The sequence below is a fragment of the Hoeflea sp. AS16 genome, from assembly GCF_038900095.1.
GTDB lineage: Bacteria > Pseudomonadota > Alphaproteobacteria > Rhizobiales > Rhizobiaceae > Hoeflea.
Map to the genome: position 1 here is coordinate 123,119 of NZ_JBBMQQ010000009.1, position 17,563 is coordinate 140,681.

Annotated in this window: 18 protein-coding genes and 1 pseudogene; 13 read left to right on the plus strand and 6 right to left on the minus strand. The window is 61.0% G+C overall.

Annotation, left to right across the window (positions count from 1 at the left end):
- Positions 1 to 13: 13 nt before the first annotated feature.
- The gene (locus tag WNY80_RS18845; RefSeq protein ID WP_342888959.1) at positions 14 to 400 is read right to left on the minus strand and encodes a MerR family DNA-binding transcriptional regulator; all 387 of its coding nucleotides are present in this window, start codon (positions 398 to 400) and stop codon (positions 14 to 16) included.
- A gap of 85 nt (positions 401 to 485) precedes the next feature.
- Entirely contained in the window at positions 486 to 1,919 is a 1,434-nt protein-coding gene (mgtE, locus tag WNY80_RS18850; protein ID WP_342888960.1) for a magnesium transporter, read from the minus strand.
- A 524-nt stretch (positions 1,920 to 2,443) separates the two neighbouring features.
- On the opposite strand from mgtE, the gene WNY80_RS18855 reads away from it, so the two are divergent.
- The gene (locus tag WNY80_RS18855; protein WP_342888961.1) at positions 2,444 to 2,731 is read left to right on the plus strand and encodes a hypothetical protein; all 288 of its coding nucleotides are present in this window, start codon (positions 2,444 to 2,446) and stop codon (positions 2,729 to 2,731) included.
- Between the two features lie 116 nt (positions 2,732 to 2,847).
- On the opposite strand, the gene WNY80_RS18860 is transcribed toward WNY80_RS18855, so the two are convergent.
- The gene (locus WNY80_RS18860; RefSeq protein ID WP_342889018.1) at positions 2,848 to 4,122 is read right to left on the minus strand and encodes a glycerate kinase; all 1,275 of its coding nucleotides are present in this window, start codon (positions 4,120 to 4,122) and stop codon (positions 2,848 to 2,850) included.
- Positions 4,123 to 4,592: 470 nt separating this feature from the next.
- On the opposite strand from WNY80_RS18860, the gene WNY80_RS18865 reads away from it, so the two are divergent.
- Positions 4,593 to 5,648: a sugar phosphate isomerase/epimerase gene (locus tag WNY80_RS18865; RefSeq protein ID WP_342888962.1), complete on the plus strand. Its 1,056-nt coding sequence runs from the start codon at positions 4,593 to 4,595 to the stop codon at positions 5,646 to 5,648.
- Between the two features lie 15 nt (positions 5,649 to 5,663).
- Positions 5,664 to 6,851 carry a Gfo/Idh/MocA family oxidoreductase gene (locus tag WNY80_RS18870; RefSeq protein WP_342888963.1) on the plus strand — a complete coding sequence of 396 codons (1,188 nt, stop codon included), beginning with the start codon at positions 5,664 to 5,666 and terminating at the stop codon, positions 6,849 to 6,851.
- Between the two features lie 21 nt (positions 6,852 to 6,872).
- On the opposite strand, the gene WNY80_RS18875 is transcribed toward WNY80_RS18870, so the two are convergent.
- Positions 6,873 to 7,754, minus strand: coding sequence for a helix-turn-helix domain-containing protein (locus tag WNY80_RS18875; protein WP_342888964.1), 882 nt, complete (start codon positions 7,752 to 7,754; stop codon positions 6,873 to 6,875).
- Between the two features lie 195 nt (positions 7,755 to 7,949).
- Between WNY80_RS18875 and WNY80_RS18880 the strand changes: the two genes are divergently transcribed.
- The 6 genes and pseudogenes from WNY80_RS18880 (at position 7,950) to WNY80_RS18905 (ending at position 13,913) form a co-directional block, all read left to right on the plus strand.
- Complete coding sequence (locus WNY80_RS18880; protein ID WP_342888965.1) at positions 7,950 to 9,164, plus strand: amino acid ABC transporter substrate-binding protein; 1,215 nt, start codon at positions 7,950 to 7,952, stop codon at positions 9,162 to 9,164.
- A gap of 76 nt (positions 9,165 to 9,240) precedes the next feature.
- Positions 9,241 to 10,107 carry a branched-chain amino acid ABC transporter permease gene (locus WNY80_RS18885; RefSeq protein WP_342888966.1) on the plus strand — a complete coding sequence of 289 codons (867 nt, stop codon included), beginning with the start codon at positions 9,241 to 9,243 and terminating at the stop codon, positions 10,105 to 10,107.
- Positions 10,104 to 11,018, plus strand: coding sequence for a branched-chain amino acid ABC transporter permease (locus WNY80_RS18890; RefSeq protein ID WP_342888967.1), 915 nt, complete (start codon positions 10,104 to 10,106; stop codon positions 11,016 to 11,018). Before WNY80_RS18885 ends, WNY80_RS18890 begins: the two co-directional genes overlap by 4 nt.
- On the plus strand, positions 11,015 to 11,743 hold the full coding sequence (locus tag WNY80_RS18895) for an ABC transporter ATP-binding protein (RefSeq protein ID WP_342888968.1): 729 nt from the start codon (positions 11,015 to 11,017) through the stop codon (positions 11,741 to 11,743). The genes WNY80_RS18890 and WNY80_RS18895 overlap by 4 nt, the downstream gene beginning before the upstream one ends.
- Positions 11,736 to 12,209: pseudogene (locus WNY80_RS18900) on the plus strand (ATP-binding cassette domain-containing protein); the annotation flags it as partial. The gene WNY80_RS18895 and the pseudogene WNY80_RS18900, both read left to right, overlap by 8 nt.
- 255 nt (positions 12,210 to 12,464) lie before the next feature.
- Positions 12,465 to 13,913: an aldehyde dehydrogenase gene (locus WNY80_RS18905; RefSeq protein ID WP_342889019.1), complete on the plus strand. Its 1,449-nt coding sequence runs from the start codon at positions 12,465 to 12,467 to the stop codon at positions 13,911 to 13,913.
- Positions 13,914 to 13,967: 54 nt separating this feature from the next.
- Here the strand turns inward: WNY80_RS18905 and WNY80_RS18910 are convergent, their stop codons facing one another.
- Together WNY80_RS18910 and WNY80_RS18915 are read right to left on the minus strand one after the other, a co-directional pair.
- Positions 13,968 to 14,552, minus strand: coding sequence for a sigma-70 family RNA polymerase sigma factor (locus tag WNY80_RS18910; RefSeq protein ID WP_342889020.1), 585 nt, complete (start codon positions 14,550 to 14,552; stop codon positions 13,968 to 13,970).
- Between the two features lies 1 nt (position 14,553).
- The gene (locus WNY80_RS18915) at positions 14,554 to 14,751 is read right to left on the minus strand and encodes a NepR family anti-sigma factor (RefSeq protein WP_342888969.1); all 198 of its coding nucleotides are present in this window, start codon (positions 14,749 to 14,751) and stop codon (positions 14,554 to 14,556) included.
- Between the two features lie 141 nt (positions 14,752 to 14,892).
- On the opposite strand from WNY80_RS18915, the gene WNY80_RS18920 reads away from it, so the two are divergent.
- The 4 genes from WNY80_RS18920 to WNY80_RS18935 all read left to right on the plus strand — a co-directional run bounded on the left by WNY80_RS18920 (position 14,893) and on the right by WNY80_RS18935 (position 17,548).
- A complete protein-coding gene (locus WNY80_RS18920; protein ID WP_342888970.1) occupies positions 14,893 to 15,705 on the plus strand; it encodes a response regulator in 813 nt (270 codons plus the stop codon).
- A 45-nt stretch (positions 15,706 to 15,750) separates the two neighbouring features.
- Complete coding sequence (locus WNY80_RS18925; protein ID WP_269385452.1) at positions 15,751 to 15,915, plus strand: DUF1328 domain-containing protein; 165 nt, start codon at positions 15,751 to 15,753, stop codon at positions 15,913 to 15,915.
- Positions 15,916 to 16,017: 102 nt separating this feature from the next.
- Positions 16,018 to 17,034 carry an HWE histidine kinase domain-containing protein gene (locus WNY80_RS18930; protein ID WP_342888971.1) on the plus strand — a complete coding sequence of 339 codons (1,017 nt, stop codon included), beginning with the start codon at positions 16,018 to 16,020 and terminating at the stop codon, positions 17,032 to 17,034.
- A 163-nt stretch (positions 17,035 to 17,197) separates the two neighbouring features.
- Positions 17,198 to 17,548: a hypothetical protein gene (locus WNY80_RS18935; RefSeq protein WP_342888972.1), complete on the plus strand. Its 351-nt coding sequence runs from the start codon at positions 17,198 to 17,200 to the stop codon at positions 17,546 to 17,548.
- The last annotated feature ends 15 nt before the right edge of the window (positions 17,549 to 17,563 follow it).

Consider the following 17,563-nt stretch of genomic DNA (forward strand, 5'->3'; position numbering starts at 1 on the left):
ATTTGTGCCAGGCTCAGGTGTTGACGCCGATCTCGGCGAGCCGGGTCAGGCAGGATTCCTCGATATGATCGAGCTCAACCAGTGTTTCCTCGATGTCCCGGCGTTTCTGGCGCAGGTCCTCGCGTTTTTCCTCGACCTTGCGCATCAGCAAGCGCAATTGCCCGGCTTCACCCGGGGGATCCTTGTAAACCTGGATGATTTCGCGGATTTCGGCTATGGTGAAGCCTATGCGGCGTCCGCGCAGGATTTCCTGGATCAGGCGCCGGTCGGCTGACCGGAACAAGCGGGTCCGGCCACGGCGTTCGGGCTGGATCAGCCCCTCGTCTTCGTAAAAGCGCAAGGTCCGGGTTGATATCCCGAACTCACGGGTCAACTCGGTGATGGTGTAATATTTGTCCAAAGCGGATCGATCCTGCGAAATTTGATGACGACTTACTTTTACGTATAAGTCAAAATCGGCATCATGACCACCGCAGCATTTCAAATCATGCGAGTGACAACCACCACCCGGCCAAGCCGAGAAACGCGAAAAAACCCACGACATCGGTGACGGTGGTCACGAAAACCGCGGACGCAATCGCCGGGTCCGCACCGACTTTCTCCAGCAGCAATGGCAGCAGGATGCCGGCAAGGGCGGCGGCCAGCATGTTGACCACCATCGCAGCCGCAATGATGCTGCCAAGCCCGGAGCTCGAGAACCATGCGCCGGCGACAACGCCGATGATCACGGCAAAAAGCACCCCGTTGATCAAGCCGACGGCGGCCTCACGCCGGATGATGCGGCCGGCGTTGTAGATATCGAGATCGCGGGTGGCGAGCGCGCGCACCGTCACCGTCATCGTCTGGGTTCCTGCGTTGCCGCCCATCGAGGCAACAATCGGCATAAGCACGGCTAGAGCCACCATCTGCTCGATGGTGGCATCAAAAAGGCTGATGACGGCCGAGGCAAGAATGGCGGTGCCGAGATTGATCAGCAGCCAGGTGAAACGGGAGCGCACGGTTGACAGGATGCTGTCGGAGAGTTCCTCGTCGCCCACACCACCCAGGCGCTTGATGTCTTCCTCGGCTTCCTCGTGAATGACGTCAACCACGTCATCGATGGTCAAAACACCAACAAGGCGTTCGTTCTCGTCAACCACGGCGGCGGAGAGAAGGTCGTACTGTTCAAACAGCTGCGCCGCTTCCTCCTGGTCCATCTCCGCATCGATGCGGTAGCGGGTTTCGTCCATCACCTCCTCGATGCGAACCAGCCGCTTGGTGCGCAGGATCTTGTCGAGAGCGACCGCGCCGACCAGCTTGAAGGTCGGGTCGATGACGAAAATCTGGCTGAAGCTGTCCGGAAGGTCTTCCTCATCGCGCATGTAATCGATGGTCTGGCCGACGGTCCAGAACGGCGGCACCGCGACAAACTCGGTCTGCATGCGGCGACCGGCGGTGTCTTCGGGGTAGTCCAGCGAGCGGCGCAGCCTGACCCGTTCGGTGAACGGCAGAGCGGCCAGAATTTCCTTCTGGTCCTCTTCATCGAGGTCTTCGAGAATGTAGACAGCGTCATCGGAATCGAGATCGCCCAGAGCTTCGGCGATCCTGGCGTTTGGCAGCGCCTCGATGATGTCGAGACGGATAGCTTCGTCGACTTCGGTCAGGGAGGCAAAATCGAAATCATCACCCAGCAGTGAAACCAGCGCATGACGCTGGGGAGCATTGATCGATTCCAGCAGGTCGCCCAGCTCGGATTCATGCAGCCGTACCACATGCTCGCGCAGGTATAGAACGTCGCGGTCTGCGATCGCGGCACCTATTGCGGTCAGGTAATCCTGCCGGATCGAACCGTCATCACCGTAGATCTCGTCATGGTCCACCGCATCCGGCGAGGACGGAGACGCAGTGATGTCTTCTTCGCGGTCAGCGGATTCGGTCATGGCCAAGGCTCGCAGGTGGGCTGTTGTCGGCCGCAACCGGCCGACGGGTTTGATGCGTGAATGACGGCTGGGCCATCATGGTACCCGATGAGTACATAATATCCATGTCGTGTATGCGCCAGATCGAATCGGCGCATGCCGAACAGCATTACCTGTCTATTTCAAGCCCGTTCTAAAATACAGACGTATTTAACTGTGGAAACGTAGACCCGACAGACCTTGGGTGAATTGCTACGGCCGCCGCCGCATGCAAACCTGATTTCGAGCAGACAACAGAGGGAATTTGACCGCGGCCACAGCTAGGTTGCGGAACGAGGAACTGTGTGCGGTTTTCCGGGCGCGACGCTGCCAACTGAATACGACACTTCATGCAGGCATCAAGCTTGCGCGAACCCTACGCCCGAACAGGCAAACTGGACACTTCGGTACGAATCATGGCTAATTTGATGACGTTCTATTTAAATATAGTAGTTTTGAAGCGTGATTTGAGTGTTAATCAACAACTCCTGTCAGGATGATTTCACATGACAGTTTCACACCGCCTTGCAAATCTTAAAAGAATTCACGACGCCAAAGCACCCGAGATCACTCGTCTGGCCAAAGACGCCAATACACCAACACGGCAAAAGCAACTGATTTACGGATGCCTGAACAATCTGTGCCGCATATCGGCAATCCTCTACGGTGAAATATCGGCCGAGCCGGGAAATTACGACCTGCTTGAAGAAGCTGCGGAAATCGACAACGCGCTGGTGCAATTGCGCAGCTTTGTCGGAAGCCAGATCTCGCTGAGAGTTCATACCGCCGCCTAAAGCGCATCCGCGGCTCCACAAAACCCTGAAGCGCCCCAGCGCCACCAGTCCTTGCGTCCGGGGACCACGACCGGGCCGAAGCTCTCAATCACCAAAATACCCCTATAATGCAGGGGTCAATCCGGCAGGTCTCCGACCAGGATCGCACGGAAATCGTTGACATTGGTGCCGGTGGGACCGGTGACGAACAGGTCTCCGATGGCGTCAAAGGCGGTCCACGCATCGTTGGCGGCAAGACTGGCCAGCGGATCAAGCCCCCGAGCCCGCATCTGACCAGCCGTTTGCGGCCCGGCGAAGGCACCGGCATTGTCTTCTGATCCGTCAATACCGTCGGTGTCGGCCGAGAGCGCGGCAATTCCCTCGACACCATCAATGGCGGAGGCAAGCGACAGCAGGAATTCGGTGTTGCGGCCGCCCTTGCCTTTTCCCCTCAGTGTAACGGTGGTTTCTCCGCCGGACAGGATGACCACCGGCTTGGCGAACGGACGGTCGCGGCCCGCCACTTCCCTGGCGATGGCCGCGTGCACCAGCCCGACATCCCGGGCCTCGCCCTCGATTGCGTCCGACAGGATGGCGGCTCCGACCCCCGCGCTGCGGGCCATGTCAGCCGCGGCTTCTAGCGACAGGCCTGCCGAAGCGATGATGCGGACCTCGTTGTTTGCGAAAACCGGATCGTCCGGACGCGGCGGCAAGTCCCGGCCGCTGTCGAAATGCGCGACGATGCTTTCAGGCAGCGCAATGTTGCGCGCGGCGACCATGGCACGGACTTCCGCCATTGTCAGCGCGTCAGGCACGGTGGGCCCGGAGGCAACCTGGCAGGCCTCGTCTCCGGGCACATCGGAGACGACAAGCGACACCACCTTTGCCGGCCAGGCGGCAGCGGCGAGCCTGCCGCCCTTGATGCGGCTCGCATGTTTTCTGATCGCATTCATCACGCCGATCGGCGCGCCGGATGCAAGCAGCACGCGGTTGAGTTCCTGCTCGTCGGCAAGCGTCAGGCCTTCCGGCGGGGCCGGCAGCAGCGCAGACCCGCCGCCGCAGATGAGCGCAACGACCAGATCATCGCTGGTAAGCCCGGAAACCGCATCGAACAGGGCCTGGGTGGCAACAAGACCTGCCTGATCGGGCACCGGATGGCTCGCCTCCAGCACCTTAATGGATTTGCAGGGTGCCGCATAACCATAGCGGGTCACGACAGTTCCCGTCAGCGGGCCATCCCAGAGGTCTTCAAACGCGGCGGCAAGCTGGGCAGCTCCCTTGCCGGCACCGATGACCACGGTTCTGCCCGCGGGCCTGGCCGGCAGCGCATCCGCCAGCGCACGCCGGGGATCGGCGCGTTCGACAGCGGCATGGAACAGACGTGTCAGAAATTCTCTCTTGCCGGGGTCAATCACTCTTTGCTACCGCCCTTTGTTGGCCAATCCACCCGGCCCTCGATCAGGCAGGCTTGCCTGTGTCGACCCACCCCGGGAACGCCGTATCGTGAACCGTATTTCTGACAGTTTGAGGCGCGATGTCAAACCGGCTTGCGGGTTCAACCCATTGGCAATGCCCGACAAGCCCGTTCATCCATCGTCTCCCGCCCCGCGAGCGAGGCAAGCTTGTGGATAAGGTTTTTGCCGAAAACCGGCAGGCAGTGTATCGGGGGGGATACAAACGATTTAAGAATGTGCCTACAGTCCGCGCGATGACGACGAAAAGACAACGCGGTCTGGGGCAAAACCGGGACAGTGGGGACAGACAAAGACTTCGACGGGCAAATTGAAGGCGTGGCGCAACATCCAGTGAAACGCACGCGCGCCCAGACTTGACCCACTGACCCGCCCGGCGGAACCGAACTGAATTCTGGAGGAAGACACCAATGAAAACCATCAAGGGCCCGGCACTGTTTCTGGCGCAATTTGCCGGTGACGAGGCACCGTTCGATTCCTGGGATTCGATCACCAAGTGGGCCGCGGACTGCGGCTACAAGGGTGTGCAGGTGCCCAGCTGGGACGGCCGCCTGATCAATCTCGACAAGGCTGCCTCGTCAAAAGACTATTGCGATGAGTTCAGGGGCGTGGCGCGCCAGAACGGCGTCGAGGTGACAGAACTGTCGACCCATCTGCAAGGCCAGCTTGTCGCCGTACATCCGGCTTACGATGAGGCCTTCGATGGTTTCGCGGCACCGGAAGTGCGCGGCAATCCGAAAGCACGGCAGCAATGGGCCGTCGAGCAGGTGCGGATGGCGCTGACAGCCTCGCAGAACATGGGCATCAATGCGATGGCCAGTTTTTCCGGTGCGCTGGCCTGGCCTTACCTCTACCCTTGGCCGCAGCGGCCCGCAGGGCTGGTGGAAACCGCCTTTGACGAGCTGGCCAAACGCTGGCGGCCGATCCTTGATCACGCCGATGAGTGCGGCGTCGACATCTGCTACGAGATCCATCCGGGCGAAGACCTGCATGACGGCGTTACCTTCGAGATGTTCCTCGAACGCGTCGGCAACCATGCGCGCTGCAACATGCTCTACGATCCGTCGCACTACGTGCTGCAGTGTCTCGACTACATCGACAACATCGACATCTACAAAGACCGGATCAAGATGTTCCACGTCAAGGATGCGGAATTCAATCCGACCGGACGGCAGGGCGTCTATTCCGGCTACCAGCCATGGGTGGACCGGGCCGGACGGTTCCGCTCGCTGGGCGATGGACAGGTCGATTTCGGCGCGATCTTCTCGAAGATGGCGGCCAATGATTTCGACGGCTGGGCCGTGGTCGAATGGGAATGCTGCCTCAAGCATCCTGAAGACGGCGCCCGCGAAGGCGCACAATTCGTCTCCGATCACATCATCCGGGTCACCGAACGGGCCTTTGACGATTTCGCCGACGGCGGCACCGACGAGGCCGCCAACCGCCGCATGCTCGGCATTTCCTGAGCGGGAGGGACAGCAATGGCTATCGAAGGTTCCAACACCTCATCCTCGCGCCGCATCCGTCTGGGCATGGTCGGCGGCGGGCGTGATGCGTTCATTGGCGGCGTGCACCGCATCGCCTCGCGCATCGACGACCGCTATGAACTGGTCGCCGGGGCGTTTTCCTCCACACCGGAAAAGTCGAAGGCCTCGGCCGCCGATCTCGGCGTTGCAGAAGACCGGGCCTATGGCGATTATGTCGAAATGGCCAAGCGGGAAGCGCGGCTGAAGAACGGCATCGAGGCGGTGTCGATCGTCACCCCCAACCACATGCACTTTCCAGTGGCGCGCGAGTTTCTCAAGCGCGGCATCCATGTAATTTGCGACAAGCCGCTGACCTCGACGCTTGCCGACGCGCGCAAGCTGGCAAAGGTGGCTGAGGCTTCGGGCGCCTTGTTCGTGCTGACGCACAACTACACCGGCTATCCGATGATGCGGCAGGCACGCGAGATGATCGCCGGCGGCGAGCTGGGCAAAATCCGACTGGTGCAGGTCGAGTACGCTCAGGACTGGCTGTCGGAAAAGCTCGAGGAAACAGGCCAGAAGCAGGCTGGATGGCGCACCGATCCTGCCCGTTCCGGCCTTGGTGGCTCGACCGGCGACATCGGCACCCATGCCTTCAATCTGGCGAGTTTCGTCTCGGGGCTTGAGCTCGAGCAGCTTTGCGCCGATCTCGACAGTTTCGTCGAGGGCCGGCAGCTTGATGACAACGGCCACGTGCTGATGCGGTTTTCTGGCGGGGCCAAGGGCATGCTGTGGTGCAGCCAGGTGGCGCCGGGCAACGAGAATGCGCTGAAGCTCAGGATCTACGGCGAAAAGGGCGGGCTCGAATGGGTCCAGGAAGATCCCAACTACCTGTGGCACACGCGCTTGGGTCAACCCAAGCGGCTGCTCACCCGCAACGGTGCGGGCGCCACCGCAGCCGGCCAGCGCGTCAGCCGCATTCCCGGCGGACATCCGGAAGGCTACCTGGAAGGCTTCGCCAATATCTACACCGAAGCGGCGGAAGCCATCATTGCGCATCGCGACGGCAAACCCGTCCCCGATGGCGTGATATTCCCCGGCATCGATGAAGGCCTTGCAGGCGTTGCCTTCGTGACCGCGTGCGTGGAATCCTCCAAACGCGGAGCCGCCTGGGTCAAATTCGACACCTACATGAAGCGCTGATGCGGCTTCGGGCGGGGCGCTCTACGGCCAGGCTGCATAGGTCAGGTCGCCCTGCTCCCGCCTGTCACGCAGGACATGGCGATACCTGCCCGGGCTCTGTCCCGATTGGCGGGTGAAGAACCGATTGAAATAGGCGGGATCGGCAAAGCCGAGGCGGAAAGCGATCTGGCTTACCGGAAGCCCGGTGCTGGCGAGAAGCTCGCAGGCATCGCGCATGATTTCGCGGTGCAGATAGCCTTGGGGGGACAGGCCGGTGGCGCGCCTGACCGCAACATTGAGCCGGTCGCGCTTGACCTCCAGAAGCCGGGCATAGTGCTCAACAGTCCAATGCTGGTACTTGTGCAAGCCCGCCAGCATGACAAACCGTTCGGCCAGCCCCTGGGGCGAGCGCTGCCGGGAGACGAGATCGGCGCCGAGCAGACGCCACAGGTGCAGCAGGACAAGCCCGAGATAGTGCTCCAGCGCCTGGCTGCTGCCGGGCCAGTTGGCCTGCTTCTCCGCGGCAATGCCTTCGAGCAGCGGGACGATTGCCTCGTTTTGCCCGAGTGCCTGGGAAATCCCCTGCCTGAGCAGGATTCCCATCTGATCGGCAAGCAGGCTTGTGGGCAGGGCACGGACAAGCGTCTGCCGCGGCACCAGCATGATGGTGCCGCGCGCGCCGGCCTGCGCGGCGATTTCGCGGGCCTTGCCGGCGGGCGTCCAGATCAGCCGCGGTGCATCAAACTCACGGGCAGCATCCGCCGTTGTCGCGGTTTCCGAAACCGTGATGTTTCCCGCAAACAAGAGCACAAGGCAGGCAGACTCCGCCGGAACACCGTAGGCCACGCGGGTCAACGGACTGCGGATCTCAAGCAGTGACAGTGCCGGGCGGTCATCGCCCGCAGGCAGGGATATCGGTCTCATCCGGGCAATTTCCCCGATCTCACCGGGAATGCAAGCAAAAGTGCAATTCTTCGCCACAAAAGTGCATATTCTTATGCGAGACCCTGATCGATACTCAATGTCAGCCGTTAATGGGAGTTCGGCTGAAATCACTGGAGATTTTGGGCGAAGGCGACCGCAGGACCCCGCTTCTGCCCGCAATTGGGAGGAAAATTCATGAAAATCACCCGACGCAATACCGTGCGCGCGCTGGCATCCGGCGTGGCGATGACCATGCTTCTTGGCGCCAACCTGGCATATTCCGCCGATGAAACCATCAAGATTGGCTATGCCGTTGCCAAGACCGGCCCCAACGCCACCGGCGCGGGCATCACCACGATTCCAAACTACGAATTGTGGGTCAAGGACGTCAATGCAGCTGGCGGATTGACCCTGCCCGATGGCTCGAAGCGCAAGATCGAGGTCATCGAGTATGACGACCGGTCTTCGAACGAAGACCTGGTCCGCGCCATCGAACGGCTCGCCACCAAGGACAAGGTCGACCTGATCCTGCCGCCGTGGGGAACCGGCTCCAACCTCGCCATAGCACCGTTGATGGACCGGTTCGGCTATCCACAGCTCGGCGTAACCGCCGTGACCGACAAGGCGCCTGAATTCGCCGCTCGCTGGAAGCGCAGCTACTGGATGCTCGGCGGTGGACACGACTATGCCGAGGGGCTCGCAAATGTGCTGAAATTCGCCGTGGCCGACGGCAAGATCAACAACAAGGTCGCCATGGTCTCGGTTGCCGACGGTTTCGGCATCGACCTTGTCAGCGGCGCCCGCCCGGCCTTCAAGGATGCAGGCCTCGAGGTCGTCTATGACAAGACCTATCCGCTCGGCACCTCGGACTTCGCGGCACTGATGGCCGAAGCACAGGCGAGCGGCGCAGACAGCTTTGTCGCCTTCTCCTATCCGCCGGACAGCTTCGGCATGACCAAGACCGCCCAGTCGATGGGCTACAACCCGAAGGTCTTCTATGTCGGTGTGGGCGGTGCGTTTCCGATCTACGGCAAGATTGCCGATGGCAAGGAAGACGGCGTGATGTCGATTGGCGGCGTGAACGCTGCCTCCCCGGCGATCAAGGACTACTTTGCACGCCACACCGACAGCGCCGGCGCACCGCCGGACAGCTGGGCTTCGGCGATCACCTATGCATCGCTTGAAATGCTGGCACAATCGGTGGAACGGGTCGGTCTCGATCATGCCAAGCTGGCCGAGGAACTGTCGACCGGGACGTTCAGCACGATCATCGGCGAGGTCAAGCTCGAGAACAACCAGTTGCGCGATCTCTGGTGGGTCGGACAGTGGCAGAACGGCACGTTCGTGGCCGTCAACCCGTCGGACAAGGACGGTGCCGTTGCGCCGGTCGTGCCGAAGCCGAACTGGTAATCCGGATTACCTCCCGAGGGGCAGCCGCGGACGGCTGCCCTTCATTCCTCGTTCCTGACAGAAGCGGACCACTGCAATGACGACGCTTGTGCTCGGCCTGGTGCTGGGCGGCACCTATGCGCTGCTGGCGCTCGGACTGACCCTGCAATACGGCATCGCCCGGATCATGAACCTGGCCTATGGCGAGGTGACATTGCTGGCGGCCTTTGCGCTGGTCTTCCTGTTTCAGTCGGCAGGCATGTCACCCCTTCTGGCGATCATCCTGATCGGTCCTGCCGGATACCTGACCGGCTGGCTGCTCTACACCGTGATGATGCAGCCCCTGGTACAACGCTCGCGCGGAAAACCGGGCAAGCTGGAAGTGGATTCCATCCTGGCCACCTTCGGGCTGTTGTTCGTGCTGCAAGGCATCATGCTGGTGCTGTTTGGCGCCAATTTCACCTCCATCTCCTATCTTGACCAGGGCGTGAACGTGCTTGGCGTATCAGTGGCACTGAACCGGCTGATCGCCTTCGCAATCTGCCTTGTCGCCGGGCTTGGGCTGATCGTGCTTCTCACCCGCAGCCGCTGGGGGCTCATCCTGCGTGCCGTCGCGCTGACGCCCGGTTCGGCGCCGCTTGTGGGGATCGATGTGAACAAGGTCAGCCGCCAGGGCTTTGCCCTGGGTACCGCACTGGCTTCGGTCGGCGGCGCCAGCATTGCCATGTACCAGACCTTCTCGGCCAATGACGGCGTGGTGTTCACCATGAAGGCGCTGATCATCGTCATCATGGGCGGCGTCGGAAACGTCGCCGGGGCACTGGCGGCAGGCTTCGCGCTCGGGCTGGTGGAAACCTTCGTGGCAACCACCTTCGATCCCGGGCTGACGCTGGCTGCAACCTTCACCATCTTTCTCGCGGTCTTGATCTGGCGTCCGCAAGGCCTGTTCGGGAGGCGCTCATGATCCGCCTGGCATTTCCTGTCCTCGGCCTCATCGCCCTGGCCATCGTTCCGCTGTTCGTGTCCGAATACGAACTTGGCCTGATGATCGGCATGGCATCCTACGTGGCGCTTGCCTCGGCATGGGCGCTGTTTTCCGGCCATACAAACTACATCTCGCTTGCGACGGTGGCGTTTTACGGAACCGGGGCCTACACGGTGGCTGTGCTCAACGAGAGCCTGCCCTACCCGGCGGTTCTGCTGTGTGCCGGCCTCATCGGTGCCGCCATGGCGCTGCTGGTCGGGCTGTCGACGCTAAGGCTGTCGGGCATCTATTTCGTCATCTTCACCTTCGGGCTGGCCGAACTGGTCCGTCAGCTGATCACCTGGTACGAAGTGACGATCACCGGCACGCTGGGGCGCTACATCTTTCTCGACCTGACCGCGCGCGACATCTATTGGCAGATGCTGGCGCTCGCAGCGATTGCCATCGGCGTGACCGCCTGGATCAACCGCACCCGGCTGGGCCTCGCTCTCAGGGCCATCGGTGATGATGAAGTGGTGGCTGCACATTCGGGCATTCACCTGGCCCGCACCAAGCTGGTTGCCTTCACCATCTCGGCCACCCTGATCACGCTTGTCGGCGCGGTCGCCTCTCCCCGCTGGGTCTATGTCGAGCCGCTGATCGTGTTCAATCCGACCGTCAGTTTTCTCACCGTCATCATGGCGCTGCTGGGCGGTGCAAACCGGCTGTGGGGACCCATGGTTGGAGCGATCCCGCTGTTTTTGCTGTTCGAATGGCTCTCGGTCAATTTCCCCGACACCTATCCGATCTTTCTCGGGCTTATGTTCATCGCCGTCGTGTTCGTGCTTCCGAACGGGATCCTGGCGGGCGTCGATGATCTGCGCGCATGGCTGAGGAGGCGCGGCACATGACACTTCTGCAAATCGAAAAGGTCTCACGCTCCTTTGGTGGACTGAAAGCCGTCAACGAGGTCTCGTTTGCGATGGAGAGCGGCACGATCATGGGACTTCTGGGCCCAAACGGATCGGGCAAGACCACGCTGCTCAACCTGATCTCGGGCTTTCTTGCACCCTCGTCGGGCAGGATCGTCTTCAATGGACGCAATCTTGCCGGCGCCCGCGTCGACAAGATCGCCCGTGCAGGCATCGCGCGCACGTTCCAGCTCGTGCGGATCCTGCCGTCGCTGACGCTGCTGGAAAATGTCATGCTTCCGGCAGTATTCGGTCACCGCGCCCACTGGGGAAAAGAGGCGGAACGGGTGGCCCGCCAGGCGCTGGCGAGAACCGGGCTTGGCGACCGCGCCTCGGCGAGCGCGGGCGATCTCAACTATATCGACCAGAAGCGGCTGGAACTGGCCCGCGCGCTGGCCGCCGAACCCGAACTGCTGCTGCTTGACGAATGGCTTGCGGGCCTCAACCCGACGGAACTGCAGGAAGGCATTCGCCTGATCGAAAGCCTGTCTGGTTCGGGCATCACCATCATCATGGTCGAGCACATCATGGAAGCGGTCCGGGCGCTCTGCCCGCGCTGCGCGGTGATGAACGCCGGACAACTGATCGCGGACGGCAAAACCTCGGCGGTCCTGTCGGACACATCCGTGATCGCGGCCTACCTGGGAGATGCCGAAGATGCTTGAAGTTCGCGACATCAGCATTGTCTACGGAAAGCATGTGGCGATCGACCGCGTTTCGCTCGATGTCGGCAAGGGCGAGATGGTGGCAATCCTTGGCGCCAACGGCGCGGGCAAATCCTCGCTGCTCGGCGCCGTCGGCGGACGAACAAAGCCCGCCGCAGGCAAGGTGATATATGAAGGTCAGGACGTTCTGGCGCTGCAGCCGCACGAGGTTGTCGAGCACGGGATTGTCATCGTGCCGGAAGGACGCGGCATCTTCCCGCAGCTTTCCGTCGCCGAAAACCTCAAGCTCGGCGCCCTGCCCCGGCGCGCCCAGGCAGACGCGGGGAAGAACCTGGAACTGGTTCACGCGCTGTTTCCAAAGCTTGCCGAGCGCAAGGACCAGCTTGCGGGCACCATGTCCGGCGGCGAGCAGCAGATGGTGGCAATCGGGCGGGCACTGATGTCCTCGCCAAAACTGCTGCTGCTGGATGAACCCTCGCTTGGGCTGGCCCCGATCGTTGCGCAGGAGGTGTTTGCGGCACTTGCAAAGATCCGTGAAACCGGCCTGACCATCGTCATCGTCGAACAGAACGCACGCGCGACACTGGCCCTTGCCGACCGCGCCTACCTGATCGAGACCGGGGTGATCACCGGCTCGGGAACCGCATCCGATTTGCGCAACGACCCCGCAGTGATCCGCGCCTTCCTGGGCGGGGAAACGACACACAAGAGGCATACCAACATGACCAATCTTGAACTCTATATCGGCGGCAAGCACGTCGCGGCATCCAACAATGCCACTTTCGAGCGGAAGAACCCTGTGACCGGCGAAACCGTCACGGTTGCGGCCGCGGCATCGGTCGAGGACGCGACACGGGCCGTTGATGCGGCGGCGGCCGCCTTCCCGGCCTGGTCGGAAACCGGGCCTGCAGCGCGGCGGAAGATGCTGCTGGATGCCGCAACCTCGCTCAACAACCGGGCCGACGATATCGTTCAGGCAATGAAGGACGAAATCGGCGCCACCGAGGGCTGGGCCCGCTTCAACGTGATGCTGGCTTCCAACATGCTCATCGAGGCGGCATCGCTGACCACGCAGATCAAGGGCGAGATCATCCCGTCGAACCGTCCGGGCTCAATGGCAATGGCGATCCGCCAGCCAGCCGGCGTGGTTCTGGCGATGGCGCCTTGGAACGCGCCGGTCATTCTCGGCATCCGTTCTATCGCCACACCACTTGCCTGCGGCAACACCGTTGTCATGAAAACCTCGGAACTCTGCCCGCGCACCCATGCGCTGATTATCGAGGCCGTGGCGCAGGGCGGCCTCCCCGACGGGGTGCTGAACGCCATCTCCAATGCGCCCGAAGATGCGCCGGCGCTGGTCGAGGCGATGATTGCAAATCCGGCTGTCCGCCGGGTCAATTTCACCGGCTCGACACGGGTCGGCAAGGTCATTGGCGAGTTGGCGGGCCGTTATCTCAAACCGGCGCTTCTGGAACTTGGCGGCAAGGCGCCGATGATCCTGCTCGAGGACGCCGATATCGATGCGGCGGTGGCTGCGGCAGGGTTCGGCTCCTACATGAACCAGGGCCAGATCTGCATGTCGACCGAACGGATCATCGCCGTCGGCTCGATCGGCGACAAGTTCGTCGAGGCCTTTGCAAAAAAAGTGGAACAGCTAACCGCCGGCGACCCGCGCGAGGGTTCGTCGCCGCTGGGATCGCTTGTCGACCTGTCGGCTGCGGAACGGATCAAGGACCTGATCGAGGACGGAGTCTCAAAAGGCGCCAAGCTGATTGCGGGCGGCGGCGAAGGCACCATCCTGAACGCAGCCGCTCTCGATCATGTCACCCCCGACATGCGGCTTTATACCGAAGAGAGCTTTGGCCCGGTGGTCAGCATCATTCGCGCCGGATCGATCGATGAAGCGGTCCGGATTGCCAATGACAGCGACTTCGGGCTTTCCTCGGCAGTATTCGGAAAAGACGTGATGCAGGCCATGAAGGTCGCCAAGCGAATTGAAAGCGGCATCTGCCATATCAACGGCCCGACAGTTCACGACGAGGCGCAAATGCCGTTCGGCGGCGTCAAGTCATCCGGATACGGGCGGTTTGGCGGGAACTGGGGCATTTCCGAGTTTACCGAGCTGCGCTGGATTACCATCCAGGACGGTACGCCGCACTATCCGATCTAGGGCGTTTGTCAATGAAACCGGCGCTCAAGCCGATCTGCTTGAGCGCCGGTTGTCTTATCTTCCCGGGAAGGCCCGGTTGACCAGCGGCCGGGATGTCTCATCCGGGCCGTAATCGCTTTCGCCGTCTACAGTGAGAAGCTCCTGCAGCTTGACGCGGGCCCGGTTGACCCGGCTCTTGATCGTGCCGACAGCAACGCCTGCGATCTCGGCCGCTTCCTCGTAGGAAAAGCCGGAGGCGCCAATCAGCACGATGGCTTCACGCTGGTCATCGGGCAGGCTGTCGAGGGCTGTCTTGAAATCGGCCAGGTCAAGCTTGCCGTACTGTTCGGGATGGGTGGCGAGATTGCCTGCGAAGACGCCGTCCGGATCGGGCAATTCACGGCCCTTGCGGCGCATCTGACTGTAGAACTCATTGCGCAGGATGGTAAAAAGCCAGGCACGCATGCTGGTTCCGGGCTGGAAGCTTTCCTGCTTGCCCCAGGCTTTCATCACGGTTTCCTGCACAAGGTCATCCGCCTTGTCGTGGCGACGCGCCAGCGACACCGCAAAAGCGCGCAGGCTCGGCAATACAGCCAGCATCTCGCGCTTGAAGTTGAACACGGCGGGACCGTCCGTCGGGATGGAATCGGGTGTACCCATGTTAATTTGTGCCATTTGAGCCACCAGAGCGTTCGGCCTGATCCAGTTTCTCAAGCAGGCTGAGCAGATGGTCGGGGATCGGCTCCTCCTCGACCGAAGTGAAGTACTGCTTCAGCTGCGAAGCAATCGCATCATTGGGACCAAGGTCGGCCTGCCCTCTCCGGTTCGGTGTTGCGTCCTTGTCATTTCGATCAATCATGCCCTTGCCAGCCCTTTCAGAATGAACACATATGGAGAGAATGCGTGATGCGAAAAAAAGTTCCAATAGTTCGGAACTTTTTTTTTGCCCGTGCGTTTTGACTCTGTTGCCACGTCAAGTGGACTGCAAAAGGGGTATATAATGACGACACTGTCCATGCGCATTGCGCCGCACCTTCCTTACCTCCGCCGCTTTTCGCGTGCGGTTACCGGTTCGCAGACTTCTGGCGACGCCTATGTAGCTGCGACGCTTGAAGCGCTGATCGCGGATTTGAGCATCTTTCCACAATCCGGCGATGATCGCGTCTCGCTGTACCGGCTGTTTTCTCAACTCTTTGACAGCCTTTCGGTTCCAATCCCGCAAAACCCGACACCTTTCGGCTGGGAGCGGCGAGCCGCGACCAATCTCGAGGCTGTCACCCCGCAGGCACGCAAGGCTTTCCTTCTGATCGCTGTCGAAGGTTTCAAGCCGGATCAGGCGGCCGAAATCCTCGGTGTCGACGAAGCCAGCTTCAACAAGCTGCTTGAAACCGCCTCGATGGAGATTTCCAAGCAGGTGGCAACCGACATCATGATCATCGAAGACGAGCCGCTGATCGCCATGGACATCGAGGACATGGTGGAATCCCTTGGCCACAAGGTCACCGGAGTGGCGCGCACGCACAGCGAAGCAATCGAGCTTTACAAGCGGACCAAGCCGAAAATGGTTCTGGCCGACATTCAGCTTGCCGATGGCAGCTCCGGTATCGACGCCGTCAACGACATCCTGAAAGACGAGACTTTGCCGGTGATCTTCATCACGGCGTTTCCGGAGCGCCTGCTTACCGGCGAAAAGCCCGAGCCGGCGTTTCTTGTCACCAAGCCGTTCAACCCCGACATGGTCAGGGCACTGATCAGCCAGGCGCTGTTTTTCAACACGGCAGTCGAAAATCTCGAAATGACAGGAACCAACTAGGAACTGAGGCGTTGGTGCGGCATCAAACAATCAAGGAGATTTTCGATGCTGTACTATGCCCTCGTGTTCCTCGTCGTTGCGATTATCGCCGGTGTCCTCGGATTTGGCGGAATCGCCGGTGCTTCCGCCGGCATCGCCCAGATCCTTTTCTTCCTGTTCCTGGCGTTCCTGGTCATTTCCCTGGTGCTGAATTTCGTGCGGAAAGTTTGACGCAGCGCAGAACAGGCTTTCCCACACCGCTTAAGGCGCCGGACGACCTCCGGCGCCTTCACGCTTTCATCACAACAAAATAGAGCGGGTGAAGACAAAATCATGACTATGGCTTCGGTTAACGAGTCCGATCGGTTGAGATTCGTGCTGGCGGGTTTGCGCAGCGCCGGTGTTTCCATGATGTACCAGGACGCCGATCTGGTTATCAGGTTCGCCGCCAATCTCCCGGATTCGTGGCCTGTCAGCGCCGTTCTTGAAGGCGGCACGGATGAAGTGGTCTTCGCCCCGCAGCATGCAGCCAAGGTGATCAGCGCCAAACGCGGCGTGATCGAGACCGGGGAAGCGACCAAGCTCGAAATCCTTCGCGATGTCGAACAGGAGCGGCATTGGTACATGCTCAACATCGAGCCCGATACGGACCTGGAAGGCCAGGTCATCGGGGTCTTCACCACAATCATCGATATCGACGATCTCAAGTACCGCGAAACGGTGCTCAAGACGCTGCTTCGCGAACTGAGCCATCGCTCGAAGAACCTCCTGGCCATCATCCAGTCCGTCGCCTCGCAGACGGCACGGCACAGCCAGGGGCTGGACGACTTCCTGCTCGCGTTCCGCAACCGGGTTCAGTCGATGGCCCAGTCCCAGGACCTGGTCACCGCATCTGACTGGCGCGGAGCCGAACTGTTCGCTCTGACGGAATCCCAGCTGCAGCCGCTGATGGGAGACCTGCCGACCGGATTCAGAATGGTCGGTGAAGACGCTTACCTGTTTCCCAACGCGGCTTTGCATCTGGGGCTGGCGCTGCATGAACTGACGATAGATTCGCTCGCCAGAGGCGCGCTCGGCCCGGCCGGGGGCACCGTCGAGCTTTCAGCGGAAGAACGCCGCAATGAAGACGACGTGCCCGAGCTGATCCTGACCTGGAAGGAAATCTACGCGATACGGCAGGATGAGCCGGAGACACCGGCCAAACCGAGAAACGGTTTCTCCGGAACCGTGCTCGGACGGATCGTTCCCCAGGCGCTTGCAGCAGGGGTACGGCATGAAACGGGGGCGGATCAGATGATCTATCAGCTGACCATTCCCGACAGCCAGTACGAGCTGGAAACACAGGGCTAGCCGAGACAGGCTGCCCCCTGCCCGCACAATGTTGTGCTGCAGTGTTTCAAACAATCCAGACCAATTCCGGTCCATTGCGAGGCTAACAAGATCAAGAATGCTTGATCCGCTCCGGGTGGAACTTCCCTGACGTCCTGACGTTGTCTTTGAAAGGAGAAACGTCATGGAACACATTGCTGCATTCATGCTGTTGATTGCCTGCAGTGACGATCTGCAGGCCTGCAAGGAATACCCTGCCCCTGCGATTGCCTATGAAACGGTGGAGCAATGCCAGGCGGAACTGACCCCGGCGATCCGCACGATCCCTGCACCGCAGGGAAAATCCTTCGGCAAATGCGTCGAGATCGACCCGGCGCTTTTGTACGAGGATGCCGAAATCGTCTGGGACATCACGCCTGAAGGCCAATTCGAAGTCAGCCTTGAGTTGATCAACCCGCACATGGCGATCCAGTCCGTCGCCCGCTCCGATTATCCTGCAGCCAACACAGCGACAGCATCCAGCCGGCTGAACTGAGTTCGCAGCCGCTGC

What these genes read in the sequence shown, in the direction of transcription:
- WNY80_RS18905 (WP_342889019.1), top strand. Translation starts at nt 12,465, where the DNA reads ATGACCAATCTTGAACTCTATATCGGCGGCAAGCACGTCGCGGCATCC.
- WNY80_RS18915 (WP_342888969.1), bottom strand. Translation starts at nt 14,751, where the DNA reads ATGATTGATCGAAATGACAAGGACGCAACACCGAACCGGAGAGGGCAG.
- WNY80_RS18865 (WP_342888962.1), top strand. Translation starts at nt 4,593, where the DNA reads ATGAAAACCATCAAGGGCCCGGCACTGTTTCTGGCGCAATTTGCCGGT.
- WNY80_RS18910 (WP_342889020.1), bottom strand. Translation starts at nt 14,552, where the DNA reads ATGGGTACACCCGATTCCATCCCGACGGACGGTCCCGCCGTGTTCAAC.
- WNY80_RS18885 (WP_342888966.1), top strand. Translation starts at nt 9,241, where the DNA reads ATGACGACGCTTGTGCTCGGCCTGGTGCTGGGCGGCACCTATGCGCTG.
- WNY80_RS18870 (WP_342888963.1), top strand. Translation starts at nt 5,664, where the DNA reads ATGGCTATCGAAGGTTCCAACACCTCATCCTCGCGCCGCATCCGTCTG.
- mgtE (WP_342888960.1), bottom strand. Translation starts at nt 1,919, where the DNA reads ATGACCGAATCCGCTGACCGCGAAGAAGACATCACTGCGTCTCCGTCC.
- WNY80_RS18890 (WP_342888967.1), top strand. Translation starts at nt 10,104, where the DNA reads ATGATCCGCCTGGCATTTCCTGTCCTCGGCCTCATCGCCCTGGCCATC.
- WNY80_RS18925 (WP_269385452.1), top strand. Translation starts at nt 15,751, where the DNA reads ATGCTGTACTATGCCCTCGTGTTCCTCGTCGTTGCGATTATCGCCGGT.
- WNY80_RS18930 (WP_342888971.1), top strand. Translation starts at nt 16,018, where the DNA reads ATGACTATGGCTTCGGTTAACGAGTCCGATCGGTTGAGATTCGTGCTG.
- WNY80_RS18880 (WP_342888965.1), top strand. Translation starts at nt 7,950, where the DNA reads ATGAAAATCACCCGACGCAATACCGTGCGCGCGCTGGCATCCGGCGTG.
- WNY80_RS18895 (WP_342888968.1), top strand. Translation starts at nt 11,015, where the DNA reads ATGACACTTCTGCAAATCGAAAAGGTCTCACGCTCCTTTGGTGGACTG.
- WNY80_RS18855 (WP_342888961.1), top strand. Translation starts at nt 2,444, where the DNA reads ATGACAGTTTCACACCGCCTTGCAAATCTTAAAAGAATTCACGACGCC.
- WNY80_RS18935 (WP_342888972.1), top strand. Translation starts at nt 17,198, where the DNA reads ATGGAACACATTGCTGCATTCATGCTGTTGATTGCCTGCAGTGACGAT.
- WNY80_RS18920 (WP_342888970.1), top strand. Translation starts at nt 14,893, where the DNA reads ATGACGACACTGTCCATGCGCATTGCGCCGCACCTTCCTTACCTCCGC.
- WNY80_RS18875 (WP_342888964.1), bottom strand. Translation starts at nt 7,754, where the DNA reads ATGAGACCGATATCCCTGCCTGCGGGCGATGACCGCCCGGCACTGTCA.